Source organism: endosymbiont of Lamellibrachia barhami, assembly GCF_011947365.2.
Taxonomy (GTDB): Bacteria; Pseudomonadota; Gammaproteobacteria; order Chromatiales; family Chromatiaceae; genus QGON01.
The window spans coordinates 1,442,334-1,457,521 of the sequence record NZ_JAAVSH020000001.1; the positions used below are offsets into that span (position 1 = coordinate 1,442,334).

Here is a 15,188-nt window from a genome sequence, read left to right on the forward strand (position 1 = left end):
ATATGTAGGCTGGATCAAGCGTAGCGGATCCGGTATTTGTTGTCTGACTATGAGATATTTTTCCTGATCCGCTACGCTTGATCAGGCCTACATTTCACTCCCCGCTTTTCAGTTTATTGAATATCCGCTGACATTGACGCAATCCCAGCTTGATGTGGTATCTGGATTGAAGATGGTTCTGCAGCAGATGGCTGTCCCAACGCGCCTTGAAAAAACCAAACTCCCTTGGATGGCGCTTGATCGCCCTGCCGAGAGCCGCGAGTGTATCTGCATCCAGTGTGGACGGGCGACCACGCCGCTTCTCGTCAAGCAGCCCCTCCTCACCCTGCTGCTTAAATTGCTCTACCCAGCGTTCAATCGAACGGGGATTTTCATCAAAACATTCAGCGACCTGCTCAGAATCCAGACCATTGTTCACCAACAATACGCAGTGCAATCGATGAAGATAACGATAGTCGGATGACTGTAACAATGAATCCTTTAATCGCTCCCTCAATACCTCGGTTTTAGCAAATTCCCAACCCTGCTTCACGTTCCCGCTCCCAAGGAACACCGCCCGATTTTTTCTAAATTCTTATAGTCCTCAGGTGAAATCCCGTCCGCATTTACCCGCAATCAACGACGCTCTCCTGTCCTGTATTGACCCTTTGCCCAGGAATCTATCGCCTATCCATAGTATGGATGATTTTCTGCCCCTTTCTGACGCCAAACATTAAAAATGAGGGAGATTGATGATCCAGATCAGCAAATCAATGTGATTTCCAACAAGCAGGATCAAGCAAGTCAAAGCGCATCATTCGGTAACACCAACGAATCACACCTGTTACCAAACACCCCAAAACCCAGCCTCTTGAAATAAACACTGGCAACAATCCCTTGTTTTGTTTGACTTTCACGAGAGCCGGAAACGAGAATCCAAGGTGCAGTATCCGGCCTTGCGGGATACGGAATAATAACTACGGGCACCATGGCCAATCCTTCTGATCTGGACCTCACCCATTCAGACGGACTGCCGACAGGCAACCCCGTGCAACCCTGGAGTGATCACAACTATGAGTAATCGCGCAGAAGAGTACTGGCGGGCGAACATCCGCCTGGTAAGCATACTGCTGGTGATATGGTTTATCGTCTCGTACGGATTCGGCATCATCCTGGTGGAACCTCTCAACACCATCAAAATCGGCGGTGTGGGTCTTGGATTCTGGTTTGCCCAGCAGGGCTCTATCTTCACTTTCCTGGTATTGATCTTTATCTATGCCAAACGCATGAATGCGTTGGATCGTGAATTCGACGTTCACGAAGACTAGGAGACGGAGACTGATATGGATCTGCAAACACTGACTTATACCATTGTGGGCATCACCTTTGCCCTCTACATCGGCATCGCCTTCTGGGCACGCGCCAGCACCACCGGCGAATTCTATGCTGCGGGACGCGGCATTCACCCCATCGCCAACGGCATGGCGACCGCTGCTGACTGGATGTCTGCCGCATCATTCATCTCCATGGCAGGCCTCATCGCCTTCAACGGCTACGGCGCATCGGTCTTTCTGATGGGCTGGACCGGCGGGTATGTACTGCTTGCCCTGTTGCTTGCGCCCTATCTGCGCAAGTTCGGCAAGTTCACCGTGCCGGAGTTTATCGGCGACCGTTACTACTCACGCACTGCCCGCATCGTGGCCGTCATCTGTCTGATCCTGGCCTCGGTGACTTATGTAATCGGTCAGATGAAGGGCATCGGCGTCGCCTTCTCCCGCTTCCTGGAAACGGACTACGACACCGGCCTCTACATCGGCATGGGCATAGTCTTCATCTACGCCGTTATGGGTGGCATGAAGGGTATCACCTATACCCAGATCGCCCAGTACTGTGTACTGATCTTCGCCTATACCGTGCCTGCCGTGTTCATCTCCCTGAACATCACCGGCAACCCCTTCCCCCAACTGGGTCTGGGGGGCACCATGGCTGACGGCTCCGGCATGTATATGCTGGAGAAACTCGATCTGGTGGTAACGGAGCTCGGCTTCAAGGAGTACACGACTCAAGTCATGGGCAGTAAGCTGAACATGTTCGTCTACACCCTGTCGCTGATGATTGGCACCGCAGGCCTGCCCCACGTCATCATCCGCTTCTTCACCGTGCCGAAGGTTGCGGACGCTCGCTCCACCGCCGGTTGGGCGCTGATATTCATCGCCATCCTCTACACCACCGCACCCGCAGTGGGCTCCATGGCCCGCCTGAACCTGATGAACACTATTCAGGTGGGTGAAGTGGGTTCTGCCGAGGGCAACCTCTCCTACGCCGAACGCCCCCAGTGGTTCAGGAACTGGGAGAAGACCGGTCTGCTGCAGTACGAAGATAAGAACGGCGACGGTCGCATCCAGTACTACAATGACAAGAATCCAGAGTTCGCCGCCAAGGCCGATGCCTTCGGTTGGAAAGGTAACGAGATGACCAAGGTCGACCGTGACATCATGGTATTGGCCAATCCCGAAATCGCCAATCTGCCCAACTGGGTGGTTGCACTGGTGGTTGCCGGTGGTCTTGCAGCAGCGCTCTCGACGGCTGCTGGTCTGCTGCTGGCTATCGCCTCCTCGATCTCCCACGATCTGATCAAGGGTGTCATGAACCCGAACATCTCGGAGAAGAACGAGTTATTGGCGGGACGTTTTGCCATGGCGGGCGCCATCGCACTGGCGGGATATTTCGGACTGCATCCGCCGGATTTTGCAGCGGGCACCGTGGCCATCGCCTTTGGTCTTGCCGCCAGTTCGATCTTCCCGGCGTTGATGATGGGCATCTTCAACAAGAAGATGAATCGCGCAGGCGCCATCTGGGGCATGACTGCCGGTATCGGTGTCACCATGCTCTATGTGTTCCAGCACAAGGGCATCATGTTTATCCCCGGTACCGCTTTCCTGGGTGATATGGATCCCAACTGGTTTTTTGGCATCTCTCCAAACGCCTTTGGTGCGATCGGCGCAGTGGTCAATTTCTCGGTGGCAATCGCCGTATCCAAGATAACTGCCCCGCCTCCGGAGCACATCCAGCACCTGGTGGAAGACATCCGTATCCCCAAGGGTGCCGCCGCCGCTGTGGAGCACTAATCACTGATCCTGTAAAAACCTGAAACCGGCCCCGCTCACGCGGGGCCTTTTCCTTGAAGAGCTGTTTTGAGTAGTGTTCGTTCTGAAACCCACATCCAACCATAAAGATCACTAAGGCAACCAATTGAATAACAATTATTTTCTTCGTGTGCTTCGTGCGCTTCGTGGTTAAAAAACGAACACCACTCAAAACACCTTTTCCCTCCATATTCGGTTAGTATTGCCCCATGGAAATCGAACTGGTCGAAATCAGAGATTTTCTTGCACAACGCCCACCCTTTGACGCGTTGCCGGAAGAGGCGCTCAATCAACTGCCGAAATCCCTGGATATCCGTTATCTGCGCCGCGAAAGCGACTTTCCGCCTGCTGACAGCGATGACAGCTTCATCTACCTGGTACGCTCCGGCGCCATTGAGCTGAGGGGCAAAAACGGCAAACTGATCGAGAAATTGGGTGAAGGTGATATCTATCCCGTCCCCTGCCAACTCGTCGACCTCGAACAGGGCCACCACGGCACTGCCGTTGAGGACTCACTGCTCTATCTGTTGCCCTGCGAAAAACTCAGAGAGCTGAGAAAAACCTCCGCCACCTTTGATCAGCACTTCAGCGAATCGATGCGGGAACGGCTGAAGCGGGCTGTCGGCGGCACCCGGCCGACGTCCTCAAACAACACCGCCCACATGTCGGTGGAAATCCATGAACTGTTGAAAAAACCTGCGGTTTTCATCAACGTCAACCGCTCGATCCGGCAGGCTGCCCAGCGCATGACCGAGAATAACGTCTCCTCCGTCATGATCCGCGATGGAGACAAACTGGTAGGCATGATCACGGACCGCGATCTGCGCAAACGCTGTATTGCCGAAGGGCTATCGAGCGACCAACCGGCCAGACTCATCATGTCGACCAACCTGGAGAGCATCCGGCATAACGCCCTGATGATTCACGCCCTGTTGCTCATGACGCGGCTGCATGTCCATCATCTGCCGGTTTTGAAGGATGGCAAAATCTTCGGCATGTTGACCGCCAGCGATCTGGCGCGGCAGCAAAACACCAACTCCGCCTTCATCGCCACCGACATCCGCAAATCTAAGACCATCGAAGATCTGGCGCTGGCCTGTAAACGGCTACCCGACCTGCAGCTCCATCTCAGCAACGCCAGCGCCTCTGCCCTGCATATCGGAGAGTCGGTCTCCTGCATCACCGATTCAGTCACCCGCCGCCTGATCGAAATGGCGGAAGAGAAACTCGGCGCGCCACCCGTGCCCTATGTCTGGGTTGCCGGCGGTTCACAGGCGCGACGGGAACAGACATCACACTCGGATCAGGACAACGCGCTGATCATCTCCAACAAGATGAAGCCGGAGCACGAGACCTATTTCGCCGCCCTCGCCAAGTTCGTCACCGACGGGCTGAATACCTGCGGTTACGTCTACTGCCCCGGAAAAGCCATGGCCAGCAACCCCAAGTGGCGGCAGCCATTGCGCGTCTGGTGTGAATACTTCAATGGGTGGATCGACAAACCCGACCCTATGGCATTGATGCTCTCCAGCATCTTTTTCGACCTCAGCCCGGTCTATGGAGACGACAACCTGTTCGAAGCACTGCAGGGGTCAATTCTGGCAAAGACCAAAAACAACGGCATCTTCATCGCCTTTATGGCCTCGAATGCCCTGCAGCACAAGCCGCCACTCGGCTTCTTCCGCACCTTCGTACTGATCCATGACGGTAAACACGATGACACCTTCGACATCAAACATCGGGGCATTGTGCCGATCACCGATATCGCCCGCGTTCTGGCTCTTGCCGGGGGACTGCCCGCAACCAATACCACCGACCGGCTGCGCGCCGCGATGCAGACCTCTTCACTCAGCGAAGAGATGGGGGAGAATCTGGAGGATGCGCTGGAGTTCATCGCCATCCTGCGCATGAACCACCAGGCGGAACAGATCCGCAATGGGGTTCCTCCGGACAACTACCTGCCGCCTGACAGCCTCTCCGAACTGGAAAGAACCCATCTGAAGGACGCCTTCAAGGTCATCCAGAGCATGCAGGAGACCCTGGAAAGCCGTTACCAGCTCGGACGTTTCGGGTGAGTTATGTGGGAACGCTTCCTCAGCAAGGAGTCTCAACGCAAGCGGGCACTGGCCAAAACCGGCCCTGGTGTCATGCAGGATTTCCTGTCGGCACCGCAGGTCGAAAAAAACACCCGCTGCAGCGAAACCGGAATCGTCTCACTGGATCTGGAAACAACCGGGCTTGATCCCGCCAAGCACAGCATTCTGAGCTATGGCTTGGTGCAGATCGACAACATGACCATCCGTCTCGACTCTACCCGCCATGAGATAATCAGCGTGGTGGAGGATATCCCGGAGGCCTCGGCAGTGATCCACCAGATCACCGACGACAGGTCCGCTGCCGGCTCACCGCTGGAAGCGGTCCTGCCTGATCTGCTGCGCATGCTGGCAGGCAAGGTCATGCTGGTCCACTATGCCAGCATCGAACAGAATTTCATCGATGCCGCATGCCGCCGATTGTATGGAGCGCCTTTTGTGATCCCCACCATCGATACCCTGATCCTTGCGCAAAGACGTTTCGAGCGACGCAACCACACCATTCAGATCGGCGACCTCCGGCTCTTCAATCTGCGTCCGCGCTACAATCTGCCGATGTATAAGGCGCATAATGCACTCAGTGACGCGGTGGCGACTGCCGAACTGTTTCTCGCCATGGCCGCCGAGACAGCGCCCCGGCCGGAAAACTGCACCATCGGCCAGTTCCTGTGGCATTAACCGAAAAGGATCATAGACAGTGCTGCTAGAACTCTACAAAAAACTCATCCTGCTGGGCATAGTCATAGGTCCCATCTTCTGGCTGGTAATGACCGATGATGGACAACGCCGCTCCGATTCGGTCTTTCTCTGGCTCAAAGGCGAGAACTCAATCGAATTCAATCTCAAGGAGCTGGATGCCGCATTCACCGAGACCGAACTGAAAACGGTCTATCCTGATATCACCTGGCAGTGCGAAACGCGGGAGACCAGCTTCGGCAATCATCTCTGCCTGACAAGGATCGGCACCTTCAACGGCATCCCGGCAAAATATCTGACACTCTTTTTTTCCGCTCAGCATATCAGCGCCCTGAAACTGATATACCATCCGGGCTACCATGAGCAATTGCAGACCCAACTGCTCCAGCAGTTGGGAGACGCCGAGGATGAGAGCAGAGCGGCGGTAACCGCACCGGCCCCTGACAGCGTCATTCGCTGGCGCACCAACCACGGAGAAGTGCTGGTCAAACGCGAACTTGCCGAGGGTGAGGAGGCGGCTCTTTTCTGGCTGTCACCCTCACGTCTGATGAGCTACCGGCAGCCGGATTCATAAAGCAGTAATACAAGTTAGCGATACTATCCGGAAATATGGACCTTTCGGACAAGGTACTTTATAAACGCAATGAAAGAACCACTGAATCGAGGAGAAAAAGATGGCTGATGAGAAGGTCTACCCAGTGCCTGCCGATTTCGCCGCCCAGGCGAATGTCACCGCAGAACAGTATCAGGAGATGTACAAACGCTCCGTGGACGACCCCGAGGGCTTTTGGGGGGAACAGGCCGAAGAGTACCTCACCTGGTTCAGCAAGTGGGACAAGACACTGGACTGGAGCTTTGGAGAGGACGACCTCCACATCGAGTGGTTCAAGGGGGGCAAGCTCAACGTCTCCTACAACTGCCTCGACCGCCACCTGGAGACCCGGGGCGACCAGACCGCCATCCTCTGGGAATCTGACGACCCAGGTGTCGACAAAAAGATCACCTACAGTGAACTGCACGCCGACGTCAACAAGTTCGCCAACGTACTCAAATCCCGCGGCGTAAAAAAAGGCGACAGGGTCTCCATCTACATGCCGATGATCCCCGAGGCGGTTGTGGCCATGCTGGCCTGCACCCGTATCGGGGCAGTGCACTCCATCGTCTTCAGCGCCTTTTCACCAGACGCACTGAAAAATCGTATCCTCGATTCCGACTGCCAGTGCCTGATCACCGCCGACCAGTCGATCCGTGGCGGTAAGCATCTGCCCCTTAAGGCCAACGCCGACGCTGCGCTGGCCAACTGCCCTGACGTACACACCTCCATCGTCGTAAAGCACGGCGGGGAAGCCGTCGAGTGGACCGATGGCCGCGACGTCTGGTACCACGAAGCACTGGCCTCTGCCGACCCGGTCTGCGAGCCGGAACAGATGGATGCGGAAGACCCGCTCTTCATCCTCTACACCTCCGGCTCCACCGGCAAGCCCAAGGGCGTACTGCACACCACCGGCGGCTACCTGCTGCAGGCAGCAATGACCCACAAAACCGTCTTCGACTACAAGGACGGCGAAGTCTACTGGTGTACCGCCGACATCGGCTGGGTCACCGGTCACAGCTACATCGTCTACGGGCCGCTCACCAACGGCGCGATCAGTCTGATGTTCGAAGGCATCCCCACCTACCCAGATGCAGGCCGTTTCTGGCAAGTGGTCGACAAACACAATGTCGCCAGCTTCTACACCGCGCCCACCGCCATCCGCGCACTGATGGCCTGCGGAGAGGGGTTTGTAAAGGCAACCAGCCGCAAGAGCCTGCGTCTGCTCGGCACAGTCGGCGAACCGATCAACCCGGAGGCTTGGGAGTGGTACAACCGCGTGGTAGGCAACAACAACTGCCCCATTGTCGATACCTGGTGGCAGACCGAGACCGGCGCCCACATGCTGACCCCCCTGCCCGGTGCCACCCCGCTCAAACCCGGCTCCGCCACCCAGCCCTTCTTCGGCGTGATACCGGTGCTGTTGGATGACGAAGGCAAGGAGATCGAAGGCAATCCCGCTTTCGGCAACCTTGCTATCAAACACCCCTGGCCATCCTCGATGCGCACGCTCTATGGAGACCATCGGCGTTTCTACGAGACCTACTTCCAGATGTACCCCGGCTACTACTTCACCGGCGATGGCGCCAAGCGCGACAAGGACGGTTACTACTGGATCACCGGACGTGTCGACGACGTACTCAACGTCTCCGGGCACCGCCTGGGCACCGCCGAGATCGAATCGGCGCTGGTACTGCATAAAAAGGTCGCAGAGGCCGCTGTGGTGGGTTATCCCCACGAAATCACCGGCCAGGGCATCTACGCCTATGTCACCCTCATGGGCGGCGAAGAGTATGTCGACGAACTGAAGGCCGATCTGGTCGCAGTGGTGCGCAAAGAGATCGGCCCTATCGCCAAGGTCAACATCATCCAATGGGCTCCCGGTCTGCCCAAGACCCGTTCCGGAAAAATCATGCGCCGCATCCTGCGCAAGATCGCTGCCAATGAGATCGATGCTTTGGGTGATACTTCGACACTGGCGGACCCTTCCGTTGTTGAACACTTGATCGAAAACCGGGTAAACAAGTAACTTTGAGCCTTGGAAAGAAAAGAGGCGGCCTATGCCGTCTCTTTTTTACTACCCAGATTGATCCACCAGACATGGAACAAACCATGAATAATCCCACACCAGATAGCGCCTGGAGCAATACCTGCCCTGCCGTGGTAATCGACAGCCGACGCATCTCGCCCGACGATACCGATGAAGTCACAGCCATCAGGCTAGGCATCAGCGATCCCGCTTTTCGTTTCCAGGAAGGACAAACCATCGGCGTGCTGGTGCCAGGCTCCCACGCCTTTGGAACCAAACCTCATCATCGCTACTACTCCATCGCCAATGCGCGTGACAGGCAAACCGACGATGAAATCGAGATCCAGATCATTGTTCGCCGTTGCTTCTATATCGATGAGGTCTCAGGCGAACAGTTTCCGGGCATCGCCTCAAACTACCTCTGTGATGCCAAAGCAGGCGACCAAATCACCCTCACAGGTCCATACAAGAGCGTCTTCAACATACCAAAGAAGCGCGATAGCAACCTGCTGATGATCGGGACCGGAACAGGCATTGCCCCCTTTCGCGCCTTTATCCAACGCATCTACAGTAACCACCATGGATGGGATGGAAAAGTCAGACTCTTTTTTGGCGATAAGAGCGGACTCGATCTGCTCTATATGAATGACGTCGACAACGACCTGGCCAACTACTATATGGAAGAGACTTTTGAAGCTTACCAGTCTATTAGCAACAAGTATGTGATCGACGCCGACAAGGCGCTGGAGCTGACCCTGAACGAATACGCAGCAGAAGCCTGGAGCATGCTGCAAGATCCGAAGACCTATGTATTTCTTGCAGGCACCCGCAAAGCCAATGACATGTTGGACAATATTCTGAGCCAGCATGCAGGCTCCGCTGAGGCCTGGGATACCCTGAAACAGAAAATAGAGGATGAAAATCGCTGGTCTGAACTACTCTACCTCTGAGCCGGCGTATTCCGATGAACGCCCTCCGTGTTCAGAACGGGATCAGGGAGCCAACAGATCGACCGGACTGCGAACGCCCTTTCCACCGCGCTGAAGTACATGGGTATAGATTTCAGTGGTAGCCACATTGGAATGGCCCAGTAACTCTTAGCCTGGTTGTCGAATATCGTAACAATTCAACAAGTGGGTCTGGAAGCAGTGACGAAAATTATGGCGGGTTACTCGTTTGTTGATCTTCTGGGTGCCGCACGCTTGACCGCTTTTTGCAAACCGACTCGTAAGATGATGCCTTCTCGTCAGCCCCGACCGGCGATCCGTTGACAAACGTGTGGCGGAAAAATGTGCCAACGCAACTCCTGCCAGCATTGGGTACTTTCTCGCAAGCGCATGGGCAGAATGGGCCAGACCAATCCACCAGTCAGATCCTGATCATATCTCCTTCACCTCATCCAGTTGATTTTTATCGGCTGATTGATGGAGTGGGCAAGGAACCACCCTATCCTTCCCCACTTCCGTCTCACCGTGGTGATCTGCTGGCGGTAGGCAAAGTCAAGATCCATTACCCGCAGCCGCACTCCGCTAGGTCGCAGCACCGGTATACGCCGACGGCAGAAGTCGTGGCGGTTTATCGGACATTTCATCAAGCGGCGACGACCTCAACGACAGACTGGGACTGTGGGCCGCCTTCTTTGCTGTGGTTCCTGCATTGTCACGGGAGCAGCTGAGTCGATGACATCTGCAAAGGAAATAGGTCGCCAGTGATAAAATTTCACTGGCAGCAATTTGTTTGATGACACCAGTTGCTCTTCACTTCTCTATCACTCCTCAGCCCAGCTGAAGAACATACTAGGGCAGAGATTGACACCACAGAGGATTGCTCTTCCTTCTCTGTCACCTCTCAACTGACATGGAACAAACCATGAATAATCCCACACCAGATAGCGCCTGGAGCAATACCTGCCCTGCCGTGGTAATCGACAGCCGACGCATCTCGCCCGACGATACCGATGAAGTCACGGCCATCAGGCTAGGTATCGCCGACCCCGCTTTTCGTTTCCAGGAAGGACAAACCATCGGCGTACTGGTGCCAGGCCCCCACGCCTTTGGAACCAAACCCCATCATCGCTACTACTCCATCGCCAATGCACGTGACAAGCAGGGCGAAGATGAGATCGAGATCGAGATCATTGTTCGCCGTTGCTTCTATATCGATGAGGTCTCAGGCGAACAGTTTCCGGGCATCGCCTCAAACTACCTCTGTGATGCAAAACCCGGCGACCCGATCACACTCACAGGTCCATACAAGAGTGCCTTCAACATGCCGAAGGCGCGAGACAGCAACCTGCTGATGATCGGCAGTGGAACGGGTATCGCCCCCTTTCGCGCCTTTATCCAACACATCTACAGCACACACCAGGGATGGGATGGAAAAGTCAGACTCTTTTTCGGCGATAAGAACGGACTTGATCTGCTCTATATGAATGACGTCGACAACGACTTCGCCAACTACTATACGAATGAGACCTTTGAAGCTTATCAGAGCATCAGCAACAAATATGGCGTAAATGCCGATGAAGCACTGGAACTGACCCTGGACGAACACGCAACAGAAGCCTGGAGTATGCTGCAGGATCCGAAGACCTATGTATTTCTTGCGGGCACACGCAAGGCCAATGACGCGCTGGACAATATTCTGGCCCAGTTTGCAGGCTCCACGGAGACCTGGAATGCGATGAGACAAAAAATGAAGGATGAAAATCGCTGGTCAGAACTGCTCTACCTCTGAGCCGGCGTATTCCGATGAACGCCCTCCGTGTTCAGAACGGGATCAGGGAGCCAACAGATCGACCGGACTGCGAACGCCCTTTCCACCACGCTGAAGCACATGAGTATAGATTTCGGTGGTAGCCACATTGGAATGGCCCAGTAACTCTTGTACAGTTCGAATATCGTAACCATTCTCCAACAGATGGGTCGCAAACGAGTGACGAAAAGTATGGCAGGTTACTCGTTTGTTGATCTTCACCTGGGTTGCCGCACGCTTGACCGCTTTTTGCAAAACCGACTCATGCAGATGATGCCTTCTCGTCAGCCCCGACCGGCGATCCGTTGACAAGCGTGTGGCGGGAAAAAGATATTGCCAACGCAACTCCCTGCCAGCATTGGGGTACTTTCTCGCAAGCGCATGGGGCAGATAGACCAGACCAAATCCACCAGTTAGATCCTGATCATGTATCTCCTTCACCTCATCCAGTTGATTTTTTATCTGGCTGATTAGTGAATTGGGCAAGGGAACCACCCTATCCTTCCCCCCCTTCCCGTCTCTGATGGTGATCTGCTGGTAGGCAAAGTCAAGATCCATTACCCGCAGCCGCATACACTCCATGAGTCGCATACCGGTGCCATAGAGCAGCGAAGTCATTAAGCGAGGTTTATCGGACATTTCATCAAGCAACGACTTGACCTCAACGACAGATAGGACTGTGGGTAGCTTTCGTTTTGGCCGTGCTCGGACAAATCCTTCCATGCCATCGATGTTCTTACCCTCTATCTCACGAAACAGGAAAACAAGCGCATTTAACGCCAGATTCTGGGTAGAGGCGGACACATTGCGCTGTACTGCAAGATACTCAAGATACCGGGAGACCGCATCAGCATCGAGACTCTCAACAGATGTCCAGTGATGAAATGCCAGAAAACGGGCGATCCACTCTCCGTATGTCTGTTCCGTCCGAATCGCCATCCCCCTCAACCTGATCGTAATAACATAGCGCCTGTATAGGTCGGGAAAATGCTGGTAGAAACTAGTAAGCAGTGAATTTCCTGTGGGCACTAATAGATTAGGATCGTCCGCTGCCGCAACTTCACGCGCCAAGGTAGGATGATCAAGATCCAGACTTCGTGCAGTTGTTTTCCAGTAGGCCCAGTCAAAATCGTCACAGCACCTTGATTTGACATGGTGGCAAAACAACAACTGCAACGCATCGATTATCTGCAGAAATCTCCAGCCTTCCAAACCAGGCTGTTGCCCTATTCTTTTGAAATAGGACGCCAAATGATCAGGAGTATGGGAACGTAGCCTGATGGAATCGTAGTACTTCAGATAGGTCTCGACATATCGTGCGTACCAAAGTTGCACACGTTCAGAAATCTTTCTTTTTTCTAGTGTTTTCTGATAGTTGTGCCAGAACAGCGCAACTTTATCGGTGTAATCTATAACAGAATGATCGGTCATTCCAGGCCCTCCATGGCAAGGATTTTATTTCTCGTCAAAATAACGCTAACCTATAACCATAGAAAACACAATATGACGCGACAGCCTATCACCCCAAACAATGCCGCAGCATTTACAAAGATAGGTGGTGCCGCCTATTTTGATGTTATGCGAAGAAAATAGCGGAGTGCTAAATGTTAACCACAAATAATCTGAATTTTAATTGGGACTCTAGTAAATCAGATGATGAACTGGTTTCTGATGCATTTTTGATTAAAGTTTATAACCTATATCAACGCCGTAATGAATGGGGTGGAATATTTAGCAAAACAACAGTTAAAGAGCGATCTTGGGAAGATTATTATTTAACTTTACAAGATGCGAGGGATTCGGCTGAAGAGCAAAGAACCCAGGGAACTGTCTTTATTATTGATGAAATTCCAGCAATATGCATAATAGCTAACAGTGCAGTTTTACTGGCCGCTCAGTTAATGAGTGACAATCCGTTTAAAAATGCTAATTGCAAAAGAATGAAGGAGAGAAGAACTTTAAGTAATGTCAATCAACAAATGCACTCAGATAAGTGGTATGTGAGCGCAATTTACACAGGTCAATTAAACGCTTTAGAAAAACAAGAAAAGTCACCTGAGTATTACGCTCACACCTCAAACTCTACGGGACCAAAGAGTTTTATGGCTTGGAGGATAAAACCAAGAGATATTTCCATAAAAAGCATAATAAAGTGTATTAATTCTATTAATTACGGTAGGAATTCATGAATTCATAATTACAACCATTAACTGTTATGAACAAATAGAGAATCTAGCATGCCAATAGTATTTCAATATGGTTCTAATACGTCCGCCACAAGACTCAATTCAACTACAAGATTGAATGGCGATGCCACAGTAATAGGCTCTGCATTTACACAAGATAAATATGAATTAGACTTCAATGTATGGAGCAGTACAAATCAATGCGCAGCCGCTGATATAGTGCCTGATGGAAGCACTCAAATATGGGGAGTTCTTTATGAAATACCTGAAGGGCTGATCTATAGGCACCTATCTGGTAAAAGAAGATCACTAGATGCCATAGAGGGAGAAGGTGGTAATTATCAACGTACATATATCCAGGTAATTACCAGCACCAATGAGAGCAATTTGCTAAATGCTATTACATATGTAGTTCGAAAGAAAAAACAGAAATTAAAAACCTCACTTGCGTATGCTTCTGAAATTATTAACGGGTTAAAGAGCCACAATGTCCCTAGAAGTTACTTGGAATATGTGAATACTAGAATTCTATTGAACAGCCCTGAACTTGAAGGCTTTTTGCCATCTTTTACATGAATATTCGCATAACAAGGCAAATTCACTCGGACAGTCAAAAGCGTTGTTTGGTTTGTGTATTCCGCTGCGCTCCATTTTACACAAACCAAACACCACTTTTTCCTTCCGGTGATTTGCGGCGTTAGGTATCAAAGCAGAGAAATATGGCGGTAATAAGAAAATCTGAAATACTTAAGCGCTACAATGCAGACCAGTCTTATCTTCTAGAAGAATCAAGAGAAAGGCTGTTCGCATCTGGTCAGCTGAAGAAGGCTTTCGAATCATTTTCATTTTCCGAGCAATATGATGTTTTTCTGTCGCACTCATATGAAGACTCTCGAGTTGTTAAGCAAGTTCGTGACATGCTCCAAAAAAAAGGACATACAGTTTATGTTGATTGGCTTGAAGATTCTCACTTGGATCGAGGAAAGGTAACAAGTTCAACTGCAACAGTACTTCGAAACAGAATGAAAAACTGTTCTTCGTTACTTTATCTGACGTCAGCAGCTGCAGAAAGCTCTGTATGGATGCCTTGGGAGTTGGGATACATGGATGCACGTACTAATCGCGTAGCTGTAGCACCAATTTTCGAAGACGATGAAGATGAGGAAGAATTCTTAGGTAGGGAGTACTTAGGTCTATATCCGTATTTAGATCTGACATCAGATTCATTTTATATACAAAACAGTTCAAACGAATGGGTTGGTTTTGATCGTTGGATGCAAGGTTTCAACCCAGAGGATCACTAAAATGTCTATTAATAATGAATCACCATCTGTACTAGCGCATATTAATGCGGTTCAAGCGATTATCGCGAGACTTTCCAATAATAGCAGTTTGTGCAAAAACTGGTGTATAACATTGTCGTCAGTTTTGCTCGCAGTTTTCATTAAGGAACCAAATCTTCTATTTAGTAGTTATATTTTGTTGGTGCCAGTAATATTTTTCTATCTAATTGATACTTACTATTTGGCATTGGAATGCCAATTTCGTATGCACCATGAGCAGTTTGTCAAAAAGCTTAATCTAGGCGATCTTAATTCTAATGAAATTTTCGTGTTCAATATTGAGCAATATAAATTCAAAGCAAGACAAAAGGCAATATTCTCTTTTTCAACTACAGGTTTCTATGGGTTACTGGCACTTGCAGTTTTGGCG

The 15,188-nt window shown here is 51.8% G+C and carries 14 protein-coding genes; 12 read left to right on the plus strand and 2 right to left on the minus strand.

From position 1 onward, the window contains the following. Positions 1–94: 94 nt before the first annotated feature. A complete protein-coding gene (locus G9Q73_RS06505) occupies positions 95–532 on the minus strand; it encodes a helix-turn-helix domain-containing protein (RefSeq protein ID WP_177419071.1) in 438 nt (145 codons plus the stop codon). Between the two features lie 520 nt (positions 533–1,052). Here G9Q73_RS06505 and G9Q73_RS06510 point away from each other — a divergent pair. The 8 genes from G9Q73_RS06510 (at position 1,053) to G9Q73_RS06545 (ending at position 11,271) form a co-directional block, all read left to right on the plus strand. Further along, entirely contained in the window at positions 1,053–1,307 is a 255-nt protein-coding gene (locus G9Q73_RS06510) for a DUF4212 domain-containing protein (RefSeq protein WP_177419072.1), read from the plus strand. Between the two features lie 15 nt (positions 1,308–1,322). After that, on the plus strand, positions 1,323–3,107 hold the full coding sequence (locus tag G9Q73_RS06515; protein WP_177419073.1) for a sodium:solute symporter family protein: 1,785 nt from the start codon (positions 1,323–1,325) through the stop codon (positions 3,105–3,107). A gap of 227 nt (positions 3,108–3,334) precedes the next feature. Continuing rightward, positions 3,335–5,200 (plus strand): putative nucleotidyltransferase substrate binding domain-containing protein, encoded by a 1,866-nt coding sequence (locus G9Q73_RS06520; RefSeq protein ID WP_177419074.1) that lies wholly within the window; start codon positions 3,335–3,337, stop codon positions 5,198–5,200. Positions 5,201–5,203: 3 nt separating this feature from the next. Further along, positions 5,204–5,896 (plus strand): exonuclease domain-containing protein, encoded by a 693-nt coding sequence (locus G9Q73_RS06525; protein WP_177419075.1) that lies wholly within the window; start codon positions 5,204–5,206, stop codon positions 5,894–5,896. Between the two features lie 19 nt (positions 5,897–5,915). Further along, the gene (locus tag G9Q73_RS06530) at positions 5,916–6,488 is read left to right on the plus strand and encodes a hypothetical protein (RefSeq protein WP_177419076.1); all 573 of its coding nucleotides are present in this window, start codon (positions 5,916–5,918) and stop codon (positions 6,486–6,488) included. A 100-nt stretch (positions 6,489–6,588) separates the two neighbouring features. After that, positions 6,589–8,535: an acetate--CoA ligase gene (gene acs / locus G9Q73_RS06535; RefSeq protein WP_177419077.1), complete on the plus strand. Its 1,947-nt coding sequence runs from the start codon at positions 6,589–6,591 to the stop codon at positions 8,533–8,535. A gap of 83 nt (positions 8,536–8,618) precedes the next feature. Continuing rightward, a complete protein-coding gene (locus G9Q73_RS06540; protein WP_177419078.1) occupies positions 8,619–9,485 on the plus strand; it encodes a ferredoxin reductase domain-containing protein in 867 nt (288 codons plus the stop codon). A 919-nt stretch (positions 9,486–10,404) separates the two neighbouring features. Further along, complete coding sequence (locus G9Q73_RS06545; protein WP_177419079.1) at positions 10,405–11,271, plus strand: ferredoxin reductase domain-containing protein; 867 nt, start codon at positions 10,405–10,407, stop codon at positions 11,269–11,271. Between the two features lie 42 nt (positions 11,272–11,313). Here the strand turns inward: G9Q73_RS06545 and G9Q73_RS06550 are convergent, their stop codons facing one another. Continuing rightward, complete coding sequence (locus tag G9Q73_RS06550; protein WP_177419080.1) at positions 11,314–12,720, minus strand: integron integrase; 1,407 nt, start codon at positions 12,718–12,720, stop codon at positions 11,314–11,316. 173 nt (positions 12,721–12,893) lie between these two features. Here G9Q73_RS06550 and G9Q73_RS06555 point away from each other — a divergent pair, with 173 nt between their 5' ends. From G9Q73_RS06555 to G9Q73_RS06570, 4 genes are all read left to right on the plus strand, one after another. Continuing rightward, the gene (locus G9Q73_RS06555) at positions 12,894–13,478 is read left to right on the plus strand and encodes a hypothetical protein (RefSeq protein WP_177419081.1); all 585 of its coding nucleotides are present in this window, start codon (positions 12,894–12,896) and stop codon (positions 13,476–13,478) included. Positions 13,479–13,526: 48 nt separating this feature from the next. After that, positions 13,527–14,051, plus strand: coding sequence for a gamma-glutamylcyclotransferase family protein (locus tag G9Q73_RS06560; protein WP_177419082.1), 525 nt, complete (start codon positions 13,527–13,529; stop codon positions 14,049–14,051). 143 nt (positions 14,052–14,194) lie between these two features. After that, entirely contained in the window at positions 14,195–14,779 is a 585-nt protein-coding gene (locus G9Q73_RS06565; protein WP_177419083.1) for a toll/interleukin-1 receptor domain-containing protein, read from the plus strand. A gap of 1 nt (position 14,780) precedes the next feature. Beyond that, positions 14,781–15,188 (plus strand): hypothetical protein (locus G9Q73_RS06570; protein WP_177419084.1); only part of this gene is annotated, 408 nt, incomplete at its 3' end.

Bases quoted from the DNA above. Each gene is read 5' to 3' on its own strand.
- G9Q73_RS06510 (WP_177419072.1), top strand. From the start codon at position 1,053: ATGAGTAATCGCGCAGAAGAGTACTGGCGGGCGAACATCCGCCTGGTA.
- G9Q73_RS06515 (WP_177419073.1), top strand. From the start codon at position 1,323: ATGGATCTGCAAACACTGACTTATACCATTGTGGGCATCACCTTTGCC.
- G9Q73_RS06520 (WP_177419074.1), top strand. From the start codon at position 3,335: ATGGAAATCGAACTGGTCGAAATCAGAGATTTTCTTGCACAACGCCCA.
- G9Q73_RS06525 (WP_177419075.1), top strand. From the start codon at position 5,204: ATGTGGGAACGCTTCCTCAGCAAGGAGTCTCAACGCAAGCGGGCACTG.
- acs (WP_177419077.1), top strand. From the start codon at position 6,589: ATGGCTGATGAGAAGGTCTACCCAGTGCCTGCCGATTTCGCCGCCCAG.
- G9Q73_RS06540 (WP_177419078.1), top strand. From the start codon at position 8,619: ATGAATAATCCCACACCAGATAGCGCCTGGAGCAATACCTGCCCTGCC.
- G9Q73_RS06545 (WP_177419079.1), top strand. From the start codon at position 10,405: ATGAATAATCCCACACCAGATAGCGCCTGGAGCAATACCTGCCCTGCC.
- G9Q73_RS06550 (WP_177419080.1), bottom strand. From the start codon at position 12,720: ATGACCGATCATTCTGTTATAGATTACACCGATAAAGTTGCGCTGTTC.
- G9Q73_RS06555 (WP_177419081.1), top strand. From the start codon at position 12,894: ATGTTAACCACAAATAATCTGAATTTTAATTGGGACTCTAGTAAATCA.
- G9Q73_RS06560 (WP_177419082.1), top strand. From the start codon at position 13,527: ATGCCAATAGTATTTCAATATGGTTCTAATACGTCCGCCACAAGACTC.
- G9Q73_RS06565 (WP_177419083.1), top strand. From the start codon at position 14,195: ATGGCGGTAATAAGAAAATCTGAAATACTTAAGCGCTACAATGCAGAC.